This window comes from Nocardia ninae NBRC 108245, from assembly GCF_007990755.1.
Taxonomy (GTDB): domain Bacteria; phylum Actinomycetota; class Actinomycetes; order Mycobacteriales; family Mycobacteriaceae; genus Nocardia; species Nocardia ninae.
On the sequence record NZ_BJXA01000097.1, the window covers coordinates 1 to 21412 of the forward strand.

Here is a 21412-nt window from a genome sequence, read left to right on the forward strand (position 1 = left end):
CCACCGGGGCCGGCGCGGCCATCGGTGCGGGTGTCGGCGCTGCTGCGGGCGCCGCTCTGCTCGGCATCCCCGCTGCGGTGGCAGGCGGTGTCGCGGGCGGCATCCTGGGAGGCAGCGCGGGCGCCGGATTCGGCGCTTCCGCCTGACGGTCGCGCCGAACGAGTAGTGCCGGGAAGCTCCCGGGCTGGCCATTTGCGGGCTGGTGCGTCCTCGGCCGAAGTGACCGGCCCGCCCGCCCGGGAATCGTGTGTCCGGGGGTGACTACCTGCTCGTCAGTTGGCGTTCTCCGCTGCGCCGGTGAGGAATTCGCCTGCCGGTGGGGCGAGCAGGCTGATTTTCGGGAGGTGTCGCAGCTTCGCGACTTCCTGGAACTCGGCGTCGGGAAGGACGGCGGCGATCGCCCTGGCGGCCTTGCGGAGCAGCAGATCGCTCTTGCCGCCCGCGATCACCAGGGTTTGCGCCTTGACCGCGGCCCAGTCCGCGGCGCGCAGTGGTTCGCCGCGCACGAACTCGCCCATCACGGCCCAGTCGTGCGGGGTGGAGTTCGCGGTGGCGAGCAGGTGCTTCCACAACGGCGCGAAACGCAGGACGGTGACGAGTGTGCGCGGGATGCCCATCGCCTTGGTCATATAGAAGCGGACGGTTTCGGCGCGACGGTCGGCGGCGACCAGCCGATGCAGCGTCGTCTCCAGGTCGGCGGCGGGCACGAACCCCGTGTCGTCCACGATGAACGGTGGCTCGAAGGCGACCACCTTGGTGATCCCGAGGATGCGCCCGGAACCGGCGGCCCGCAGCGCGAGCCCGGCGCCGGAGGACCAGCCGAACAGCATTGCGGACCCGCCCGCCACCTCGACCAGGGCTGCGAGGTCGTCGATCTCGCGCTCGACGTCGTAGCCGCCGGACGCGGCACTGCTGTCGCCGCGGCCGCGCCGGTCGTAATTGAGGACGGTGAGGCCGTATTGCTCGTTCAGTGCCGCTGCCAGCTCGACCATGGTGGGCAACTTCCGGTAACCGAAGGCCCCGCCGATGAGGATCACCGTTCCGGCATGGCCGTCGTGGCGGTCGTACGCGATCACGATCCCGTCGGCGGAGGTCACGGTCTCCACAACAGTCTCACTTTCGAGAGGAGGTCGGCCAACGGTGCGTTGGGGGCGTACCTGTTCAGACGGTGCCGAGGGTGTGGATTCATCGACGGCAGCGGCGACCGACCCAACCCGCGAAGTCTGTGATGCTGCTCACTATGCCGTCAAGGCGTCTGGCAGGCCCGTGAACGTTATTTACGGAAAGCGCTGCGGAGTAGCTGGTACCAGGCATCGGGCGCCGAGCTCGCCACCGATGCGCACGAGAACCACCCGCTCAGAACAGGGTTGGTTCCCCGAAGCCCGGCGTGCGTTCGATCTCCAGCAGGTGCTGCTTGGTGGTGACGCCTCCGGGCGCGGAGAAACCGGTGAGCGCGTTGTCCGCGGCGAGCACCCGGTGGCACGGGATGATGAGGGGAATCGGATTGCGGCCCAAGGCTTGTCCGACGGCTTGCGCGGCACCGGGGGCGCCGATGCGATCGGCCACCTGGCCGTAGGTGCGGGTGTGCCCTGGATCGATGGCGCGGGTCACCTCGTACACCGCGCGGTGGAATTCCGGAATTCCGCTGGTGTCCAAGGGGATCCAGCGCAGATCGTCGAGTTCGCCGGCCAGGTGGGCGCGGATGCCTGCGATGGCTTCGGCGATCACACCGGTGGGAGTCTCTTCGCGGACCTCGTTGTCCGACAGGCCTGCGCGGCGGCGCGTGATGCGCGCACGGGTGGCGGCGGGGCTGGCCTCGGGGAGCTGGAACCGGATCACGGTCGTGGCGCTCCACGCGATCGCGCAGATGCCGATCGCGGTGTCGAAGAGTGTTGCCTCGGCGGACAGGCAACGGGGGTCGGTCATGCTGTCAGTGTGCACGGTGGGGCCGACACAGTTCGAGATATCAGTCCAGTTCTGCTCAACTGGCCTTGCTGTCGAGGGTGTCCTGTTCGGATACGAGCCTGCGCACGCCGCGCTCTGGTTTCCGTGTCCCGCCGGAACTGTGCGCGACGGTCCGCCTGGACCGCCAGGCGTACTGGTCGACAGGGGTTTGCTTCGACGGCCCGGCCGCAGGCTCGCGGACAACCGGCGTCGACGACTCCGAACGTTGCGCCGGAACGGCTTTCACCGTGGTAACAGCGGTTTCCCGGACGGCCGACGGCACCTCGTCCGGCATGTCACTGCGCCCGTAGATGGCGGCCAGATCCGCATAGCGCCGGTGCGCGTCGTAATACGAAGGGGTCCAGTCGGACATCGGGGTGCCCGGGTGGAACCGTTCCAGCCGGAACGCGCGCTCGGCGCCCTTCGGTAAATAGCGATAGACCGCGTAGCCGAAGGCGGCGACGACGAGGAAGGCGGCGAATGTGGTCATGATGCCAGCCTGCGCCCGACTGGCCTTGCTTTAAATATCCACTCCCTCGATACTGGACCTTATGGCGACGAGAGTGATCGGAGCGGGCACCCTGGCTCGCGACCTTGGCCGGTGGCGGAATGTGGACGAGGACGGCGAGACCGAGTCGTCCCGCCGGTCCGCGCGTCCGGCGTATCTCGCACTCGCCGAGGGCATTCGGCTGCTGATCCACGACGGGCGCGCCCCGCTCGGCGTCGCGCTGCCGAGCGAACGCGATCTCGCGGCCACCCTCGGGGTCAGCCGTACCACGATCACCTCCACCTACTCGCTGCTGCGCGAGAACGGCTACCTGATCAGCCGCCAGGGTTCGCGCAGCACCGTCGCCCTGCCGCGGGACGTGCAGCACGACGGCAGCAAGCCCGCGCGCAGCATCCTGGCGATGATGGCGGCCTCCGAGCTGCCGACCATCGACATGACCTACGCCGCCATGGCCGCGCCGCTGGAGATGCAGGAGGCGTATTCGGTTGCGCTGGAGGGTCTTCCGGCTTATCTCGGTACGCACGGCATGGATCCGGTCGGCGTGCTCGCGCTGCGCGAGGCGATCGCCCGCCGCTTCACGCAGCGTGGCCTGCCCACCGAGCCGGACCAGATCCTGGTCACCCTCGGCGCCCAGCACGGATTGCGGCTGCTGCTGAATGTGCTCACCGCGCCCGCGGCCCGGGTGCTCATCGACCACCCCACCTACCCGAACGCGATCGAGGCGATCCGTGACGTCGGCGCGCGGCCGGTGCCGGTGCCACTGCGCCCGGAGCATCCGGACAAGGGCTGGGACCTCGACGGAATCCGCAGTGCCGCAAGGCAAACCGCCGCCACCCTGGCCTACCTGGTGCCCGACTTCAACAACCCGACCGGCCTGCTGCTCGACGCGGAGGGCCGCGCCGAACTGGCCGCCATCGCTAGGGAAACCCGGATGACCGTGGTGATCGACGAGTCGATGGGCGATCTGCACCTGGCCGACGGGGTGCAGCAGCCGCCGGTCGCCGCCTTCGCCAAGGGCAACGAGATCGTCACCATCGGCTCGGCGTCCAAGTCGTTCTGGGGTGGGCTGCGGGTCGGCTGGATCCGCACGAACCAGCCGCTGATCACCAAGCTGCTCGGCATCCGCTCCACCGTCGACCTCGGCACCCCGGTGATGGACCAGCTGGCCACCGTCCATCTGCTGGCCAACGCGGACACCATCCTGGACCGGCGCCGCGACCAGTTGCGTGCGCAACGTGCGGCACTGCTGGACGCGGTGGCCGAAGAACTGCCGGACTGGCGCCTCCTGCACGGCGCGGGTGGCATGTCGGTGTGGGCGCAGCTGCCGGCGCCGGTGTCCACCGCACTGGCCGCCACCGCGCCCAACCACGGCGTATTGCTCGCCGCCGGACCGCGATTCGGTGTGCAAGGCGCGTTCGAGCGCTTCATCCGCCTGCCCTTCACCCATCAGGAGCCCGAACTTCGCTTGGGGGTCAAGGCGATTGCCGCCGCCTACGACGCGCTGACGCCGCGCGCCGCCGATCCGCTCCAGCCGTTGACTTGCTACTGATGTGCGGCGCTGACTCCGTACGCTGCCCTGTTGCGATCCGTGACGGCGACTGGTGACGAGGCGCTGACTCCGTACGCCATTCTGTCGCGCTCCTCGTCGGCTACTGATGTCGTTGCGTCGCAACAGTTGACCGGTTGTTGCCGCCTGATTGTCGGCGCGTGCGGGCCGAGACTGTTTATCCCCGAGGCCTACTGGCGTCGCCCGGTACCCACGCCGCTGAGCAGCGTGTCGAGGACACGACCCGCGAGGGCATCCGGGTCGGCGTTGCCGTCCAGTTCGGCGTTGCCGTGCACGGTCTCGTTGATCAGTGTGAGGTAGACCCGCCGCACCCAGGTCGGGTCGGCGTCGGCAGCGATGAAGCCGTCCGCGCGGGCTCGGGCAAGCACCGCATCGCATTTGGCGAAGACATCGGCCTGGAGTTCGGCGACCTCGGGGTCGGTGCTGTCCACCCGATCGAGTGCGTAGGACGCGCCGTACTTGATCTCGATGACATTGGCGGTGGCCTGATGCAGCGCGACCAGTGGCGGCGCGGTCAGCGGCCGTGCGGCGTCGACCGCGGCCGCGATGCGCCGCCATGCGGCCACCGCCATGCTGCGCACCAGGTCCTCACGATTGGCGAAGCGCCGGTGCACGGTGGTGCGGGCGACGCCGGCGGCCTCCGCGATCTGCTCGAGCGTCGCGTTGGGGTGCTCGCTCAGCACGCGCTCCGCGGCGTCCAGGATGGCGCGGACGGTGCGCTCGGCATCGGCGCGCAGCGGGCGCGCGGAAGTGGGCGTCATGGGTGCTCCGTTCGCTGAGATCTCCCGAGATACTACACTTGAGCTGCGTCTTGCCTATAAGTTGCAACTCTCATGTTGCACTTAATGGAAATAAGGCTACTCTGGTGTTGCATCACATCGAAGGAGCTCGAAATGACCAGCACTGGAAAAACCGCCCTCATCACCGGCGCCTCGTCCGGCATCGGCGCCGAGTTCGCCGCCACCTTGGCCGCGCGCGGCGACGACCTCGTCCTGGTCGCCCGCACGCTGCCGCGCCTGGAAGCCCTTGCCGCACAACTACGTCAGCGCCACGGCGGCCGAGTCGAGGTCATCGCCCAGGACCTCGCCGAGCCCGACGCCGCCGCGCGGGTAGCGGATGAGCTTGCCGCGCGGGGACTCTCGATCGACCTCTTGATCAACAACGCGGGCTACGGCAGCGCGGGCCGCTTCGAGGATCTCGGCGTCGACAGCGAGCACGACCAGCTGATGGTCAATGTCGTTGCGCTGGCCGGGCTTACCCGCCGCCTCATCCCCGGCATGCTCGAACGCGGCAGTGGTGAAATCGTCAATGTCGCTTCGACCGCGGCTTTTCAGCCGTCGCCCTACTTCGCGACCTACTCCTCCGGCAAGGCCTTCGTGCTGAACTTCAGCCTGTCGTTGTGGAGTGAATACCGCGGCCGCGGCATCAAGGTCCTCGCCGTGTGCCCCGGCCCGACGGAGACGCCGTTCTTCGACACCGTCGGTACCCGCGATGCGGCCCTCGGCCGAATGGGTAGCGCCGCAGCGGTTGTCGAGTCCACGCTGCGTGCGCTCGAACGTAACAAGGGCTACGTCGTGCCCGGTGCGTCGAACTTCGCCGCCGCACACCTGATGCCCCGCCGCCCACGCACCCTGGTGGCGCGCATCGCCAAGTTCGTCACCCGCGGACTGGCCGACGGCGGCCGCCCGATCAGCCCCGCGCTTTCTTCGGCCACCGCCTGAGCGCACGAAAAAGGCCCCGGGGGCACGCCCCGGGGCCTCGATCGAAGCGAGAAGTCAGTTCGCCCAAACGGATTCGATCGGCGTCGCCTCGCTCGGCGGCGGGGTGGGAATGCCGTTGGGGGTGCGGGAGAACCGCGGCGCGGGGGCGTGCTGGGTGATGTTGTCGACCTCGATCAGCGAACCCCTGGCCGCGATGTGCTCGTTGCGGGTGGCCTCCTCGAAGGTGAGGACGGGGGAGACGCAGGCGTCGGTGCCGACGAAGATCTCCGCCCACTCGTCGCGGGTCTTGGTCAGGAAGCGTTCCGTGAACAGCTTTTTCAGCGTTTCCTGACCCGCCGGATCGAGCTGGTACGGCAGGCCCTCGGGGTTGATGTCGAGGCCGGCCAGCAGCTGGGCGTAGAACTGTGGCTCGATCGAGCCGACCGCCATGTACTTGCCGTCGGCGGTTTCATAGGTGTCGTAGAACGACATTCCGGTATCGAGCAGGTTCACCCCGCGCTCGTCGGACCACGCGCCGTACCCGCGCATACCCCAGATCATGTGCGAAAGAGCCAGCGCGCCATCGACCATCGCGGCGTCGACTACCTGCCCCTTGCCGGAGCTCTGCCGCTCGACGAGCGCGGCGAGCAGGCCGAACACCAGGAACATCGAGCCGCCGCCGAAGTCGCCGACCATGTTCAGCGGCGGCACCGGGCGCTCACCCTTGCGGCCGATGGCATGCAGCACACCGGTGATGGAGATGTAGTTGATGTCGTGCCCGGCGCGATCGGCCAGCGGGCCTTCTTGGCCCCAGCCGGTCATCCGCCCGTAGATCAGCCGCGGGTTGCGCGCGAGCGCCTCGTCCGGGCCGAGCCCCATCCGCTCGGTCACCCCGGGCCGGAAGCCCTCGATGAGCACGTCCGCCTTCTCGATCAGCCCGAGCACCTTCGCGATGTCGGCCGGATCCTTCAGGTTGGCCTCGACGATGGTGCGCCCGCGCTGCTGCGGCCGGTCGAATCCGCCCGGTATCTGGCCTGCCCGCTGGATCCGCACCACGTCGGCGCCCAGATCGGCCAGCAGCAACGCGGCATGCGGCCCCGGCCCGATCCCGGCCAGCTCGATGACCCTGATGCCCGCGAGCGGGCCCTTGACGGCGGTGGATGGAGTGCTCACGCCCTACCTCGGTTCGTCGTTGATCCAGCGCACGGCGTCCCGGCGCTCCTCCGGAAGGGGCCCGGAGGGTGTATTGACAGTATGACAATAACGCCGTGCCTCGCACCCGACGCCCTCCCGTCCGGACGGCGCGGTCGAGGCGCGGTCCGTGAATGCCGGTCCACTTACGCTGTCCACGCGGCGTCCGCCGTGCACCGGCTCACCCGGTACGACACAATCCCAGCAGCGCACTATTCGCGGGAGCGTCCGGCGAGCCTGCGCGGTGAGGTGGAGTCATGCGGGAGCCCAGCGAGGCACGATCATGAGTGCTGCGGGTGAGGTCATCGTCGGCCTGGTCATTCTCGTCGGTCTATTGGGCATCATCATCCCGATCCTGCCCGGCGTCATCCTGATCTTCGGCGCTATCGCGGTGTGGGCCTTCATGACCGGCGGTGCGACGGCCTGGACCGTCTTCGCCGTCAGCACGGCCCTGCTCGTCCTGTCCGGCGTCATCAAGTACACCTGGCCCGGCCGGAAGATGAAGGACGCGGGCGTGGCCAACCGCTCGCTGGTGCTCGGCGCGGTCCTCGGCATCATCGGCTTCTTCGTGATCCCGGTAGTCGGCCTGTTCGTCGGCTTCGTGCTCGGCGTCTACCTCTCCGAACTGCACCGGTTGCGCGTCGGTCAGCAAGCCTGGCAGGCAACGGTGCACGCGCTCAAGGGCGTCGGCCTGTCCATGCTCATCGAACTCCTGGGCGCCCTGCTCGCCACCGGCATCTGGGTGGTCGGCGCGATCGCCACCTAGCTCACTCTGGGCAGGGTCCCTGCATCGAGTCGTGTTGTCTACCAGCGCTACTCGATGATCGGCAACGGAATGGTGTCCACCGCTTCGGGTTTGGGGAGACTGTCGCGGCGGATAGGCAACGTGGGTTGTTCCGCGGTGTACAGCGGCAGCGTGGGCGCCGGGTCGGTGGGCAGCGCGCGAACCCGGGCGGGCAACCGGTAGAAAGCGCGGGCGTTGTCCTCCAGGACGGCGAACATGTCGGTGCCGACCACATCGCAGATGAGGTCGACGTCGGAGTCGCGGAAGGGGCGGCCCGCCCGGGTACCGGGCAGGTCGGTGCCGAACATCAGCGCCTCGGGATTGACCGCGTGGATACGGCGCAGCGTGTCGGCGACGTTCAGCGAGACGCGGCCGAAACCGGTCGCCTTGACCTTGGCGCCGCGATCGACCAGATCGAGCAGGAACGGCAGACCCTCCTCGGACATGCCGAGATGGTCGATGGCGAACACCGGCAGCTTGGAGATGACCGGCTGCAACGAGGCGAGCATCTGACCGTCGATATAGACCTCGACGTGCCAGCCGACCAGCTCGTACGCGCGCAACGCCTGCAGGGTCATGCCGGTGATGTCGGCGGCGGCGCGCTTGAGATTGAACCGCAGCCCGCGCACGCCGATGCGGTCCAGCTCGAGGATCTCGTCGTCGGTGGCGTCCAGATCCAGGCGGGTGACGCCGACCCAGCCCTCGCCCAGCTCGGCGAGGGCCGCCTTCAGATACGTCTGATCGGTGCCCTGGAACGATCCGCTGACCACGGCGCCGCCGCCGACGTCGAAGCGCGACATGCGCTTTCGATAGTCGGCGATGGTGAAGTGGCCGGGCAGGTAGCCCTCGTTCTCGAACCGCGGGAACCGCGGATCGAAGATGTGGAAATGGGCATCGAACACCTGTACAGAATGCCTCAGTACGCGTCGTTCCGCTGTTACGGACCCAACAAGCGCGTCGGGTCAGACCTTGTGCGGCTCGCTGGCGCGCAGCATGTCTTCCCGCTCGACCACCTTGACGCGCTCGCGGCCCTCGGGCTCGCCGAGCGAGCGCTCGTGCGCGTCCAGGCGGTACCAGCCCTGCCAGGTGGTGAACGGAATGCCCTTGCCCTCCAGGAACTCGGTGACCGCGTCCAGCTCCGGCCGCTCGGCCGGGGTGAAGTTCGCGCTGTCGTCGAGCAGGCAGGCCACGGTCTCGTTGGCGTCGCCCTTGGTGTGGCCGATGAGGCCGACCGGGCCGCGCTTGATCCAGCCGGTGACGTAGGTGGCCGGGACGTAGCGGTCGGCGCCGTCGGCGTTCTCGTCGGCGATGACCCGGCCCGCCTCGTTGGGCACGGTGCCCGCCTGGTCGTCGAACGGCAGGTTGGTCAGGTTCTGCGACAGGTAGCCGACGGCCCGGTAGACCGCCTGCACGTCCCATTCCTTGAACACGCCGGTGCCCTTGACGTTGCCGGTGCCGTCGAGCTGGGTGCGCTCGGTGCGCAGGCCGACGACCTTGCCCGCCTCGTCGCCGAGGATCTCGGCCGGCGACTCGAAGAAGTGCAGGAACAGCTTGTGCGGCCGGTTGCCGACGTCGCGAATGGCCCACTGCTCCAGCGTGTTCGCGATCATGTCGACCTGCTTGGAGTGGCGGCGCGCGGCCTCGGAGCCCTCGTCGTACTCGATGTCCTCGGGATCGACGATGACCTCGATGGTCGGCGAATGATCCAGTTCGCGCAGCTCCAGCGGGGTGAACTTGGCCTGCGCCGGGCCGCGGCGGCCGAACACGTGCACCTCGAGCGCCTTGTTGGCCTTGAGGCCCGCGTAGACGTTCGGCGGGATCTCGGTCGGCAGCAGCTCGTCGCCGGTCTTGGCCAGCACCCGAGCCACGTCGAGCGCGACATTGCCGACGCCGAGCACGGCGACCTTCTCCGCGTCCAGCGGCCAGGTGCGCGGCACGTCCGGGTGGCCGTCGTACCAGGACACGAAGTCGGCCGCGCCGTAGGAGCCGTCCAGCCCGATGCCGGGGATGCCCAGCGCGCGGTCGGCGTTGGCGCCGGTGGAGAAGATGACCGCGTCGTAGAACGTGCGCAGGTCGTCGAGGGTGATGTCGGTGCCGTAGTCGATGTTGCCGAGCAGGCGCACCTGCGGCTTGTCGAGGACCTTGTGCAGGGCGGTGATGATGCCCTTGATGCGCGGGTGGTCCGGCGCGACGCCGTAGCGGATGAGCCCGAACGGCGCGGGCATACGCTCGAACAGGTCGATGCTGACCTCGGCATCGGACTTCATCAGGGCGTCGGCGGCGTAGATCCCCGCGGGTCCGGCGCCAACGATGGCGATGCGGAGCGGGCGAGTCCCGGCGGCGTGAGCCTCAGGCCCGGAGGCGGCAGCTTGCGTAACCACGGAGGGCCCGCGAACGCCGCTGATCGACTCTGCACTCTGTTCGGTCATCTTTTACGCGCACCCTTTTGGTTGAGAAACAAATACGGCGTCTTCCTTAGCCTAGGCTAAGTTACGCGCTGGCTGGTTGCACCTGACGATGCGGACACCGGAGTTGTCGGCTCGTGGCCATTCCGGTCGCGGCTATGACAGCAGGCCGCAGTCTCGCGATTCTATCGGTGGCGGTGAACGGGGCCGCCGCCGGTGCGTGAACTGAACGGATGCCGCGCGATCCGTTCTGTCCGGCTTACCCGATCTCGCGGCGCTGATTCCCCTGCGGTGCGGCGGACTTCGTAAGGTCTGGATGCGTGCGGTGGGGGTGAGCACCGGATAAGCCCGCCGACCAGGGATCATGCTCGTATGAGCAAAGAGCAGCAGCCTGCGGAGGACGAAGTCATCAAGGTCGATCAGACCGACAAGCGTTCCGCCGCACCGATCATCGCGGCCGCCGTCATCGCGGTGCTCGTGCTCGCCGGGATCGTGATCGGCGGGGTGCTGTCGCCCGCTGAGAAAAATGTCACAGAATCCGACCGGATCGCGGCCGCGGTGCGCGGCTTCGTCGAGGGCTCCAACAGCACCGATCTGGTGCCCCCACCAGGCACGGGCTGCCCGGGCTTCGACCCGAAACGCTCCCCGCTGGCCGGGCGCTCCGGCGGCGGAAAGACCGTGGAAATCACGAAACTCGTCGATCCGAAGGTGGACGGCGATCGCGCGATGGCGACGGTCACCACCAAGGTCGACGGCGACGAGGCGACCTCGACCTGGAATCTGACCCGATCCGGCGACAAATGGCTGGTCTGTAATTGAGCATTCTCATACCGTGAGCAGCCGTTTGACAGGGTGACCCCTGTCGAGGCAATCTCAGCAGAAGGTCATGAGAACCAGTGTCAAGCCCCGGCAATACTGGTCGGCAACCCTCCTCCGCGGTGGGGTGCTCCGGGTGACGACCTGGCCGCGCGTCAAACCCGAGCGCGGCAAGTGCGGATTCTAGGAGGGTCCAGATGAGTTATGCCGGTGACATCACTCCCCAGCAGGCCTGGGAACTGTTGCGAGACAACCCCGAAGCCGTCCTGGTCGACGTGCGCACCGAGGCCGAATGGAAGTTCGTCGGCGTGCCCGACACCAGTTCGATCGAGCGCCCGACGGTACTGATCGAGTGGGTCGACTCGACCGGCACGCGCAACGGTGAGTTCACCGAGCAGCTGGTCGAGGCGCTGGACGGGCACAACCGGGAGGCGCCGGTGATCTTCCTCTGTCGCTCCGGTCAGCGCTCTATCGGCGCGGCCATCGCCGCGACGCAGGCCGGTTTCGGCACCTCCTACAACGTGCTCGAGGGCTTCGAAGGCCCGGTCGACGCGAACGGACATCGGGGCGGCAGCGGCTGGCGCGCCCTCGGCTTGCCGTGGCGGCAGTCATGAGCAGCTGCTGTTCGCTCGACGCGTTGTCGCGGAGCTCTGTCGTAGGGAGGCAGTCGTGATCACAGGTGGTGCTTTCGACAAGCCGCTGCCCGAAGGAGTCGGTCCCGCGACGCTCGGTGTGCGAGGGGGCTTGCGGCGCTCCGGTTTCGAGGAAACCTCGGAGGCGCTGTACCTGACCTCCGGTTTCGTCTACGAGAGCGCGGAGGCCGCCGAGGCCGCGTTCACCGGTGACGTCGAGCATTTCGTCTACTCCCGCTACGGCAATCCGACGGTCGCCATGTTCGAGGAGCGGATGCGGCTGCTCGACGGCGCCGAAGCGTGTTTCGCCACCGCGAGCGGAATGTCGGCGGTATTCACCGCTTTGGGCGCGCTGCTCGGCGCCGGTGATCGACTGGTGGCCGCGCGCAGCCTGTTCGGGTCCTGCTTCGTGGTGTGCAACGAGATCCTGCCGCGCTGGGGCGTGGAGACCGTCTTCGTCGACGGCGAGGATCTGGACCAGTGGGAGCAGGCGCTGTCGGTGCCCACCCAGGCGGTGTTCTTCGAGACACCGGCCAACCCGATGCAGACTCTGGTCGACGTGCGCCGGGTCACCGAGCTCGCGCACGCCGCGGGCGCGAAGGTGGTGCTGGACAACGTCTTCGCCACCCCGCTGCTGCAGCGCGGTTTCGAACTGGGTGCCGATGTCGTCGTCTACTCGGGCACCAAGCACATCGACGGCCAGGGCCGGGTGCTCGGCGGCGCCATCCTCGGTGCCAAGGACTACATCGAGGGTCCGGTGAAAACCCTGATGCGCCATACCGGTCCGGCACTGAGCCCGTTCAACGCGTGGACGCTGCTCAAGGGTTTGGAGACGATGCCGCTGCGCGTGCGCCACTCCACCGAGTCGGCGCTGCGCATCGCCCGTTTCCTGGAGACCAACAAGGCCGTCAGTTGGGTGAAATACCCCTTCCTGGAGTCACATCCGCAGCACGACCTGGCCACCGGTCAGATGAGTGCGGGCGGCACCGTGGTCACCTTCGAACTGAACGCGCCCGCCCACGAGGCCAAGAAGCGCGCCTTCGAGGTGCTCAACCGCCTGCGCATCGTCGACATCTCCAACAACCTCGGCGATGCCAAATCCCTGATCACCCACCCCGCCACCACAACCCACCGCGCCATGGGCCCCGAAGGCCGGGCCACCATCGGCCTCTCCGACGGCGTGGTCCGCATCTCCGTCGGCCTGGAGGACGTCGAAGACCTCCTCGCCGACCTCGACCACGCCCTCGGCTAGCAACGAACGACAAAGGCTCCACCCGCCACTTGCGACGGGTGGAGCCTTTGTCGTCGATCAGGCCAGGGCGCGCAGGCGAGGGGCCAGGTCGCGCTGGAAGAGGTCGAGGAAGCGGCGCTGGTCGTGGCCGGGGGCGTGGAAGACCAGGTGGTTCAGGCCGGCGTCGAGGTAGGGCTTGATGAGGTCGACGGCCTGGTCGGGGTCGCTGGCGACGATCCAGCGCTTGGCGATCTGCTCGATCGGCAGGGCGTCGGCGGCGGCCTCCATCTCGATCGGGTCGGTGATGCTGTGCTTCTGCTCCGGCGTCAGGCTCAGCGGGGCCCAGAAGCGGGTGTTCTCCAGCGCCAGTTCGGGATCGGTGTCGTAGGAGATCTTGATCTCGATCATCCGGTCGATGTCCTCGACGGTGCGGCCCGCCTTTGCGGCGCCCTCGGCGACCGCGGGCATCAGCTTCTCCGTGTAGAGCTCCATGCCCTTGCCGGAGGTGCAGATGAAACCGTCACCCGCGCGGCCCGCGTAGCGCGCGACCAGCGGTCCGCCTGCCGCCACGTAGACCGGGATGCCGCCCTTGGGCACGTCGTAGATCGACGCGCCGACGGTGTTGTAGTACTCGCCTGCGAAGTCCACGCGGTCGCCGGTCCACAGCGCGCGCATGAGCTCGACCGCCTCGCGCAGCCGGGCGAAACGCTCCTTGAACTCCGGCCATTCGCCCTTGTACCCGGTGGCGATCTCGTTGAGCGCCTCGCCGGTGCCGACGCCGAGCATGATCCGGTCGGGGTACAGACACCCCATGGTGGCGAAGGCCTGCGCGATCACGGCCGGGTTGTACCGGAAGGTGGGGGTGAGCACCGAGGTGCCGAGCTGGATCCGCTCGGTGCGCTCGCCGACCGCGGCCATCCAGGCCAGCGAGAACGGCGCGTGCCCGCCCTTGTGCCGCCACGGCTGGAAATGGTCGCTCACCGTGGCACTGTCGAGGCCGTGTTCCTCGGCCAGCACCGCGATCTCCACCAGTTCCCGCGGCCCGAACTGTTCGGCCGACGCCTTGTATCCGAGCTTGAGCTCACCCATGTGCGCCACTCCTGTCGCTTCGCTGCACACCTGCGGTGCGGGCATTCCCGCACCCTTGTCGACCGCCGACACGCTGCGGTCATGTCTCGCTGCAACCGCAACGAGGTTACGGACCTTCCCGCCCTCGGCGATCGTATGCGCCCGGTCCGACGCGCGCACATAGCCGTTTCCGACCCGTGGTCGGTGGCGCCCGCTAGTGTGCGAAGGGTCGCATCGACGCGGACCTCCCCCTTGAACCTCTTCGATAGCGGACAATTGTCTGGTGACTGACGAACCGATCCTGTCCTATCTGACCGACATGGACGGTGTGCTGGTGCACGAGGACCAACTGGTGCCCGGCGCCGACGAGTTCCTCGCCGAGCTGCGCGCCAACGAGACCCCGTTCCTGGTGCTGACCAACAACTCGATCCGCACCCCGCGCGACCTGCAGGCCAGGTTGCGCCACACCGGCCTCGACATCCCCGAGACGGCGATCTGGACCTCCGCGCTGGCCACCGCCACCTTCCTGGACGAGCAGCGACCCAACGGCACCGCGTACGTGGTCGGCGAATCCGGTCTCACCACCGCGTTGCACGAAATCGGCTACGTGCTCACCGACAGCAACCCCGACTACGTGGTGCTCGGCGAGACCCGCAACTACTCGTTCGAGGCGATCACCACCGCGATCCGGCTGATCGAGCGCGGCGCCAGTTTCATCGCCACCAACCCCGACCCGACCGGCCCGTCGCGCGACGGCTCGCTGCCCGCGACCGGTTCGGTGGCCGCGCTGATCACGCGCGCCACCGGTCGCGACCCGTACTACATCGGCAAGCCCAACCCGCTGATGATGCGTTCGGCGCTGCGCCGGATCGGTGCGCACTCGCAGTCCACGGTGATGATCGGCGACCGGATGGACACCGACGTCATCTCCGGGCTGGAGGCGGGTATGCGCACCATCCTGGTCACCACCGGTATCTCCACGCGCGCCTCGGTCGAGGCGTATCCGTATCGGCCGACCATGGTGCTCGACTCCGTGGCCGATCTGGTCGGGCGGACGAAGGAGCCGTTCGCGGACTGATCGCGGGCGCCGACGGGAGCGGGCTGTGCTCGGTCATGCGGCAGGGCATGTCAACCCTGTTCTTCGGCGATCGCGTCCAAAGCGGTGGACAGCATGGTGAGCATCTCCACGGTCGCCACGAGCTGTTCGAGGCCGAGCTCGTCCACCAGCCGCTTGGCCACCACCGCATGCTGCGGATTGATCCGGCGCACCGCCGCCAGGCCCGCGTCGGTGACCGCGACCAACTTCGCGCGGCGGTGCGCCGGGTTCGGCCGGTATTCGGCAAGGCCCTTGTCCACCAACAGGTCCGCGATGCGCTGCACGCTCTGCCGGGTGATGCCCATCTCCCGGGCGATGCCCGCCACCGGCAGTGGTTCGGCCAGCACCGCCCCGAGCACCTGCCACCAGGCCGCGGTGAGCCCCGCCGGGCGCGCCAGTTCCTCGGCGATCGCGAGGAACTGACCGTTCAGCCGAAATGACGTGATGGCGGCCGTGGCGAACAGTTCCTGTTCATTCCTGGTCACTTCCACCTCCTGGCGATCCGGCCGTCCGGCCGGATCGCCGCGTGATTCTTCCGCATCAGACGTGCGCGCCCGACCGCTGCTCCTCGTACTCGGCGAGCACCGCCCAGCCCGCCGGATCGGAGTGCCCGTACAAGCGGTACCACCCGTCGAGCACGTGCGGCTCGTACACGCCGAGTTTGCCGAGCGCCGCCTGTGCGAACTCGAACGGTGCGGTGCCACCCGCAGTGATCAGATCACCATCGGTCACCGCGGCCTCGTCCGAGTAATTGTCGGCCCCCGCGTATCCGCTGTAGAGCAGGAATTCCCGGACATTGCTCGTGTGCTTGCGCGTATCGAGCAGACCTTCCCTGGCCAGCCCGAGCGTCGCACCGCAGATCGCCGCGACCGGAACTCCCGCCTCGAGGAACTCGCGGGCCTTGCGCGCGAACGGCATGAGTTCCTCGCCGTCCCACGTGTCGGCGCCCGCCAGGATCAGCATCGAGCTCGCGGCGGGCGTGAGATCGGCCAGTGCCATGTCCGGCACGATGCGCATCCCGCCGAGCGTGGTGATCGGATCAGTGGTCAGCCCAACCGTTTTGGTCTGCCAGGTGCCCGGCTCCCGCTGCCAGGTGGTCCGGTTGATGTGCGCCGTGGTCGCGCCGATCTCCCAGTCGGAGAAGGTGTTGTAAACGGCTACGTGAACTGTCTTCGTGGTCATGACAGTATCCTGTCATATTTGACAGCATGCTGTCAATAGGTCGAGCGGCCCGACATTAAGCTGGAAGCATGCGGATCTCGGTTGCTGCGGACGAACGCGTCGGAGTGGCGCGGGAACTGGTCGAAGAGCTCATCCGGCGCGGCCACGAAACGCTGCCGCACGGCGCGCTCGCGGAGACCGAACGGGACGACTGGGCCTGGGCCAGCGAGGCCGCGGCCCGCGACGTCGCCCAGGGCCGCGCCGACCAGGCGATCGTCTGCTGCTGGACCGGCACCGGCGCCTCGATCGCCGCCAACAAGGTCACCGGCGTCCGCGCCGCCCTCTGCGCCGACGCTGAGACGGCAAAAGGTGCCCGCCAATGGAACGACGCGAACGTCCTTGCCCTGAGCCTGCGTTCGACGTCCACCGCGGAACTCCAGGAAATCCTCGACGCCTGGTTCACCGGCGAGCCCAGCGCCGAATCCGACGATCAGGCCAACATCACCCACCTGTCCGCGATCGAACAGAGCAACCGGCACTGAGCTGATTCCGCGCTCCAGAACCAATCTGACCTGCGGTTGTTTGGTAATGGGTGGTAGCGCGCCTTCGATGAAGTTAGGTGAGTCACCCAATAGATGACTTGCTATCAATCAATGGAGTATCCGTGCATTACCGCTTCAGCGGTCTCGGTTTTCTTGTCGGTGTGGGCGCGTTCGTCGTGCTCGTCAGTGGCTGCTCGGCTCAGCCGGCGTCGCCATCCCGAACATCCGCAACCTTGCCTGCCACAACAACAATCAGTTCGACGAGTCTTGTCCCGTCCAGCACGACCAGCGTGCCGACCACGACCAGTGCGCCGATCTCGACCACGACCAGTCCACCGGTCACCACTGTCGCGCCCGCCCCGCCGGCCGTAGCGGTGCCGCGTACGACGGTGGCATTGCGCCCGCCGCCGCCCGCCCCGGCACCGCCTGCTCCCGCACCGCCGGCGAGCGATCCCGGTTCGGCCTGCGGCCCCGATTCGTACATCAACTCCAGCGGCAACTGTGTCCACAACCCGGTGCAGGCCCCGTCCGCGCCGGCCGGTGCCACCGCGAAGTGCAAGGACGGCACCTACTCGTTCAGCCAGACTCGTCGCGGCACCTGCTCGGGCCACGGCGGCGTCGCGACTTGGTTATGAGCGGGGTTACGCGCGGCGGAGGGCGAAGATGCGGAGGTCGCGGGTGGTGCGGTTGCGGTAGGCGGCGTAGGCGCCGGTGATCTCGACGAAGCGGGCGAAGATCGCGTCCTTGGCTTCGGGTTCGACGAGGGTGGCTTCGACGGGGATGCGCTGGCCGGCGATGGCTACGGTGGCGGTGGGGGTGGCCAGCAGGTTGGCGGTCCAGGCGGGGTGGCGTTCCTGGCCGAAGTTGCTGCCGATCACGTACAGCACGTCGCCGTCGTGCACGTAGAGCAGTGGCTGGGTGCGCGGCCGGCCGGACTTGCGGCCGATGGTGGTCAGCAGGATCACCGGGGCGCCGATCGGGCCGAGCACGGTGTACTTGGCGTCGGTGCGCTCGAGCAGGGCACGGTCCAGCGGGGTGATCTTGCGGACGAACCAGGAACCGGGCTTGGTCGCGGCGAACTTGTTTGCTAGCCGGGACAGTACGTTGGTGCGCGAACCCCACTGCCGGTCCGGAAATTGTTCAGCCATGCGCGGACTATATCGGCCGATCCGGGTGTCCGGGACCCGAGCGAGCGCCGTCAGCAGGCCGCGGACCGCCCGCAGCCGGTAGAGCCGCGCAGGTGGCATCCCCGCCGCGCTCGATTCCGAACGCCTCGTGACGACTGTCTCGCAGGCGAGCCTGATTAGCGGTTGGTTCACTAAGCTTTCGGGCATGGCCGATCATGCTCCTTCCACCGTGTATATCGCCTCGCCCGAGGGGGACACCGGGAAGTCGACGGTGGCGCTCGGCGTGCTCCAGATGTTGTGCGCGACCACCGCGCGGGTCGGCGTCTTCCGGCCGATCACCCGGTCGACCACCGAGCCGGACTACATCCTCGAGCTGCTGCTCGAGCACAGCACCGCCGATATCGACTACGCGCAGGCCACCGGCGTCACCTACGAGCAGGTGCACGCCGACCCGGACGCCGCGATCAGCGAGATCGTGATGCGGTTCCACGAGGTCGCGAAGGTGTGCGACGCGGTGGTGGTGGTCGGCAGCGATTACACCGATGTCGCCAGCCCCAGCGAGCTGCGCTTCAACGCCAGGATCGCCGTGAATCTCGGTGCTGCGGTGCTGCTGGTGGTGCGCGGCGCCGATCGCACGCCCGTCGAGGTGAAGCAGCTGGCCGAGCTGTGCCAGAGCGAGCTGGCCCTGGAACACGCGCAGTTGGTCGCCATCATCGCCAACCGCTGCGACCCCGCTCAGATCGATGATGTCGCCGCCGCCTTGCGTACCTCCGCCGTGCCGACTTGGACGCTGCCCGAAGTGCCGCTGCTCATCTCGCCGACCATGGCCGAACTGTGCAGCGCCATCGACGGCGAAATGTACAGCGGTGACCAGGAATTGCTGCAGCGCGAGGCGCTGAAGATCATGGTCGGCGGCATGACCGCCGAGCACATTCTGGAGCGACTGGTGGACGGCGTCGTGGTGATCGCGCCAGGCGACCGGTCCGACGTGCTGCTCAGTGTGGTGAACGCGCATGAGGCAGAAGGCTTTCCGTCGCTGTCGGGCATCATCATGAACGGCGGCATGCTGCCCCATCCCGCGGTGGCGCGGCTGATGACCGGCCTGAAACCCAAGCTGCCGATCCTCACCACCGAGCTCGGCACCTACGACACCGCGAGCGCCGCGTACCGCACCCGCGGCCGCATGTCGGCGGGCAGCCCGCGCAAGGTCGACACCGCGCTGGCGCTGATGGAGGAACACGTCGACGCCGTGGAGTTGTTGCGGCGCATCGAAGTTCCGCGCACCAGCGTCGTGACGCCGCAGATGTTCGAGTACCAGCTCATCGAACGCGCCAGGGCCGACCGTAAACGGATCGTGCTGCCGGAGGGCGACGACGACCGCATCCTGCGCGCGGCCGGTCGGGTGCTGCAGCGCAAGATCGCCGATCTGGTGATCCTCGGCGACGAGCAGCTGGTCCGGGCACGTGCCGCCGAACTCGGCGTCGACATCTCCGCCGCGGAGGTGCTCGATCCCCGAACCTCCGGCTACCTCGACGATTTCGCGAAGGAATACACCGAGCTGCGCAAGCACAAAGGCATGACCGTCGAGCGCGCCCGCGAAACCATGGCCGACATCTCGTATTTCGGCACCATGATGGTCTACAAGGGCATCGCCGACGGCATGGTCTCCGGCGCCGCGCACACCACGGCGCACACCATCCGGCCGTCGTTCGAGATCATCAAGACGGTGCCGGGGGTGTCCACCGTGTCCAGCGTGTTCCTCATGTGTCTCGCCGACCGGGTGCTCGCCTACGGCGACTGCGCGGTGGTACCGGACCCGACCTCGGAGCAACTGGCCGACATCGCGATCTCCTCGGCGGGCACGGCGGCCCGGTTCGGTATCGAACCGCGCATCGCCATGCTGTCCTACTCGACCGGCGAATCCGGCAGCGGCGCGGACGTGGACAAGGTGCGGGTGGCCACCAAGCTGGTCCGCGACCGGACGCCCGAGCTGCCGGTGGAGGGCCCGATCCAGTACGACGCGGCGATCGAGCCGACCGTGGCCACCACCAAGCTGCCCGACTCCGAGGTGGCGGGCCGGGCGACGGTGTTCGTGTTTCCCGATCTCAATACCGGCAACAACACCTACAAGGCGGTGCAGCGCAGCGCCGGGGCGATCGCCATCGGGCCAGTGCTGCAGGGCCTGCGCAAGCCGGTCAACGACCTGTCCCGTGGTGCGCTGGTCGCCGACATTGTCAATACCGTGGCGATCACCGCGATCCAAGCCCAGGGGGACTGAGTGTCTTTCGGGCCACAGGTGGTTCGCGATACGGAACAGGCGGCCCGCGAAGGTGGTTGCTGGGGAATGTGGGACCACCAATCCAGCAGGCGTGATGAGTAGCGCGCCGGACCTCGGTGCCCCGCCGAACACAGGAGGCGTGATGAGCGAAAGTACCGACGACCTGGTGCTGGTGATCAATTCCGGCTCGTCGTCCATCAAGTACCAACTCCTGGATCCGGAATCGGGCGCGGTGACGGCCTCCGGCATGGTCGACCGAATCGGCGAGGACAACGCCGGGATCGAGCATCACGCCGACGGCGAAACCACCGAGCGGCGCAGCGCTGTCGCCGATCACACAGCCGGGTTGCGGTTGATCTTCGACACGTTCGCCGCGACCGGACACGACCTGACCCGCTCCGGGATCCGCGCGGTAGGGCACCGGGTGGTGCACGGCGGCGAGGTGTTCTACCGGCCGACGCTGATCGATGACGACGTGGTCGCGGCGATCTCCGACCTGTCTTCCCTTGCCCCGCTGCACAATCCGGCGAATGTCGCGGGCATCGAGAGCGCCAGGGAACTGCTGCCCGACGTGCCGCAGGTGGCCGTGTTCGACACCGCGTTCTTCCACGGCCTGCCCGACGCCGCGAAGACCTACGCCATCGACGCCAAAGTTGCTGCCGCGCACGGTATCCGGAAGTACGGCTTCCACGGCACCTCGCACGAGTACGTGTCCGGGCAGGTCGCCGAGCTGCTCGGCCGCGACCCGGCGCAGCTGAACCAGATCGTTTTCCACCTGGGCAACGGTGCTTCCGCCTCGGCGATCCGTGGCGGGCACCCGACCGACACCACCATGGGCCTGACCCCGCTCGAGGGCTTGGTGATGGGCACCAGGTCCGGTGACCTCGACCCGGGCATCATCGCGCACCTGGTCCGCTCGGCCCACTTCGACATCGACCAGGTCGACAAGCTGTTGAACCGGGATTCCGGCATCAAGGGCCTGTCCGGCGTCAACGACTTCCGCGAACTGCAGCGCCTCATCGACAACGGTGACACCGCGGCGAGACTCGCCTACGACGTCTACATCCACCGCCTGCGCCGCTACCTCGGCGCCTACCTGATCGACCTGGGCGGCGTCGACGCGATCACCTTCACCGCGGGTGTCGGCGAGAACAGCCCACAGGTCCGCGCCGACGCGCTGGCCGGTCTGTCCCGCTTCGGCATCGAGATCGACCCCACGGCGAACACCGCGAAAGACCGTACCGCCCGGCGCATTTCACCGCCGGACGCGGAGGTCACCGTGCTGGTCGTACCCACGAACGAAGAACTGGCCATCGCCCGCGCCGCCCACCAGGTCGCCGAAAGCGCCTGACACCCGCCCTG

23 protein-coding genes and 1 riboswitch are annotated in these 21412 nt (G+C 68.1%); of the genes, 11 read left to right on the forward strand and 12 right to left on the reverse strand.

Annotated elements, in window-relative coordinates; translation table 11 throughout:
* Positions 1-272: 272 nt before the first annotated feature.
* From NN4_RS39310 to NN4_RS39320, 3 genes are all read right to left on the reverse strand, one after another.
* Entirely contained in the window at positions 273-1106 is an 834-nt protein-coding gene (locus NN4_RS39310) for an alpha/beta fold hydrolase (protein WP_147141985.1), read from the reverse strand.
* A 250-nt stretch (positions 1107-1356) separates the two neighbouring features.
* Complete coding sequence (locus NN4_RS39315) at positions 1357-1926, reverse strand: methylated-DNA--[protein]-cysteine S-methyltransferase (RefSeq protein ID WP_147141989.1); 570 nt, start codon at positions 1924-1926, stop codon at positions 1357-1359.
* A 55-nt stretch (positions 1927-1981) separates the two neighbouring features.
* Entirely contained in the window at positions 1982-2434 is a 453-nt protein-coding gene (locus NN4_RS39320) for a hypothetical protein (RefSeq protein ID WP_147141993.1), read from the reverse strand.
* A 61-nt stretch (positions 2435-2495) separates the two neighbouring features.
* On the opposite strand from NN4_RS39320, the gene yczR reads away from it, so the two are divergent.
* On the forward strand, positions 2496-4001 hold the full coding sequence (gene yczR, locus NN4_RS39325) for a MocR-like transcription factor YczR (RefSeq protein WP_135233832.1): 1506 nt from the start codon (positions 2496-2498) through the stop codon (positions 3999-4001).
* Between the two features lie 188 nt (positions 4002-4189).
* On the opposite strand, the gene NN4_RS39330 is transcribed toward yczR, so the two are convergent.
* Entirely contained in the window at positions 4190-4780 is a 591-nt protein-coding gene (locus tag NN4_RS39330) for a TetR/AcrR family transcriptional regulator (RefSeq protein ID WP_147141996.1), read from the reverse strand.
* 132 nt (positions 4781-4912) lie between these two features.
* Between NN4_RS39330 and NN4_RS39335 the strand changes: the two genes are divergently transcribed.
* On the forward strand, positions 4913-5740 hold the full coding sequence (locus NN4_RS39335) for an SDR family NAD(P)-dependent oxidoreductase (protein ID WP_147142000.1): 828 nt from the start codon (positions 4913-4915) through the stop codon (positions 5738-5740).
* A 54-nt stretch (positions 5741-5794) separates the two neighbouring features.
* Here NN4_RS39335 and NN4_RS39340 read toward each other — a convergent pair whose 3' ends face one another.
* Positions 5795-6892, reverse strand: coding sequence for a CaiB/BaiF CoA transferase family protein (locus tag NN4_RS39340; protein WP_147142002.1), 1098 nt, complete (start codon positions 6890-6892; stop codon positions 5795-5797).
* A gap of 301 nt (positions 6893-7193) precedes the next feature.
* Between NN4_RS39340 and NN4_RS39345 the strand changes: the two genes are divergently transcribed.
* Entirely contained in the window at positions 7194-7676 is a 483-nt protein-coding gene (locus NN4_RS39345) for a DUF456 domain-containing protein (protein ID WP_147142005.1), read from the forward strand.
* A 47-nt stretch (positions 7677-7723) separates the two neighbouring features.
* On the opposite strand, the gene NN4_RS39350 is transcribed toward NN4_RS39345, so the two are convergent.
* Both NN4_RS39350 and NN4_RS39355 read right to left on the reverse strand, forming a co-directional pair.
* Positions 7724-8596, reverse strand: a complete 873-nt coding sequence (locus NN4_RS39350) for an amidohydrolase family protein (protein ID WP_147142008.1) — start codon at positions 8594-8596, stop codon at positions 7724-7726.
* 60 nt (positions 8597-8656) lie between these two features.
* Positions 8657-10123 carry an FAD-dependent oxidoreductase gene (locus NN4_RS39355; protein ID WP_246181332.1) on the reverse strand — a complete coding sequence of 489 codons (1467 nt, stop codon included), beginning with the start codon at positions 10121-10123 and terminating at the stop codon, positions 8657-8659.
* A 348-nt stretch (positions 10124-10471) separates the two neighbouring features.
* On the opposite strand from NN4_RS39355, the gene NN4_RS39360 reads away from it, so the two are divergent.
* From NN4_RS39360 to NN4_RS39370, 3 genes are all read left to right on the forward strand, one after another.
* Positions 10472-10918, forward strand: coding sequence for an Rv0361 family membrane protein (locus tag NN4_RS39360; protein WP_107659765.1), 447 nt, complete (start codon positions 10472-10474; stop codon positions 10916-10918).
* Between the two features lie 63 nt (positions 10919-10981).
* Positions 10982-11098, forward strand: a riboswitch (SAM riboswitch).
* Positions 11099-11112: 14 nt separating this feature from the next.
* A complete protein-coding gene (locus NN4_RS39365; RefSeq protein WP_147142011.1) occupies positions 11113-11529 on the forward strand; it encodes a rhodanese-like domain-containing protein in 417 nt (138 codons plus the stop codon).
* A gap of 55 nt (positions 11530-11584) precedes the next feature.
* On the forward strand, positions 11585-12799 hold the full coding sequence (locus NN4_RS39370; protein ID WP_147142013.1) for an O-succinylhomoserine sulfhydrylase: 1215 nt from the start codon (positions 11585-11587) through the stop codon (positions 12797-12799).
* Between the two features lie 57 nt (positions 12800-12856).
* Here the strand turns inward: NN4_RS39370 and fgd are convergent, their stop codons facing one another.
* Positions 12857-13867, reverse strand: a complete 1011-nt coding sequence (fgd, locus tag NN4_RS39375; RefSeq protein ID WP_147142016.1) for a glucose-6-phosphate dehydrogenase (coenzyme-F420) — start codon at positions 13865-13867, stop codon at positions 12857-12859.
* 298 nt (positions 13868-14165) lie between these two features.
* Here fgd and NN4_RS39380 point away from each other — a divergent pair, with 298 nt between their 5' ends.
* Positions 14166-14924, forward strand: a complete 759-nt coding sequence (locus tag NN4_RS39380; protein ID WP_107661029.1) for an HAD-IIA family hydrolase — start codon at positions 14166-14168, stop codon at positions 14922-14924.
* A gap of 50 nt (positions 14925-14974) precedes the next feature.
* Here NN4_RS39380 and NN4_RS39385 read toward each other — a convergent pair whose 3' ends face one another.
* Positions 14975-15427 (reverse strand): MarR family winged helix-turn-helix transcriptional regulator, encoded by a 453-nt coding sequence (locus NN4_RS39385; RefSeq protein WP_147142018.1) that lies wholly within the window; start codon positions 15425-15427, stop codon positions 14975-14977.
* A gap of 55 nt (positions 15428-15482) precedes the next feature.
* Positions 15483-16124 carry a type 1 glutamine amidotransferase family protein gene (locus NN4_RS39390; protein WP_147142021.1) on the reverse strand — a complete coding sequence of 214 codons (642 nt, stop codon included), beginning with the start codon at positions 16122-16124 and terminating at the stop codon, positions 15483-15485.
* Between the two features lie 68 nt (positions 16125-16192).
* Between NN4_RS39390 and NN4_RS39395 the strand changes: the two genes are divergently transcribed.
* The gene (locus tag NN4_RS39395; protein WP_147142024.1) at positions 16193-16645 is read left to right on the forward strand and encodes an RpiB/LacA/LacB family sugar-phosphate isomerase; all 453 of its coding nucleotides are present in this window, start codon (positions 16193-16195) and stop codon (positions 16643-16645) included.
* 199 nt (positions 16646-16844) lie between these two features.
* On the opposite strand, the gene NN4_RS47065 is transcribed toward NN4_RS39395, so the two are convergent.
* On the reverse strand, positions 16845-17204 hold the full coding sequence (locus NN4_RS47065) for a hypothetical protein (RefSeq protein WP_344318865.1): 360 nt from the start codon (positions 17202-17204) through the stop codon (positions 16845-16847).
* On the opposite strand from NN4_RS47065, the gene NN4_RS47070 reads away from it, so the two are divergent.
* On the forward strand, positions 17161-17280 hold the full coding sequence (locus NN4_RS47070) for a DUF3761 domain-containing protein (RefSeq protein WP_344318828.1): 120 nt from the start codon (positions 17161-17163) through the stop codon (positions 17278-17280). The genes NN4_RS47065 and NN4_RS47070 overlap by 44 nt on opposite strands.
* Positions 17281-17286: 6 nt before the next feature.
* Here the strand turns inward: NN4_RS47070 and NN4_RS39405 are convergent, their stop codons facing one another.
* Complete coding sequence (locus tag NN4_RS39405) at positions 17287-17793, reverse strand: nitroreductase family deazaflavin-dependent oxidoreductase (protein WP_147142030.1); 507 nt, start codon at positions 17791-17793, stop codon at positions 17287-17289.
* Positions 17794-17977: 184 nt separating this feature from the next.
* Here NN4_RS39405 and pta point away from each other — a divergent pair, with 184 nt between their 5' ends.
* Together pta and NN4_RS39415 are read left to right on the forward strand one after the other, a co-directional pair.
* Positions 17978-20050, forward strand: a complete 2073-nt coding sequence (gene pta, locus NN4_RS39410) for a phosphate acetyltransferase (RefSeq protein ID WP_147142033.1) — start codon at positions 17978-17980, stop codon at positions 20048-20050.
* A gap of 142 nt (positions 20051-20192) precedes the next feature.
* A complete protein-coding gene (locus NN4_RS39415) occupies positions 20193-21401 on the forward strand; it encodes an acetate kinase (RefSeq protein ID WP_147142035.1) in 1209 nt (402 codons plus the stop codon).
* Positions 21402-21412: the final 11 nt, after the last annotated feature.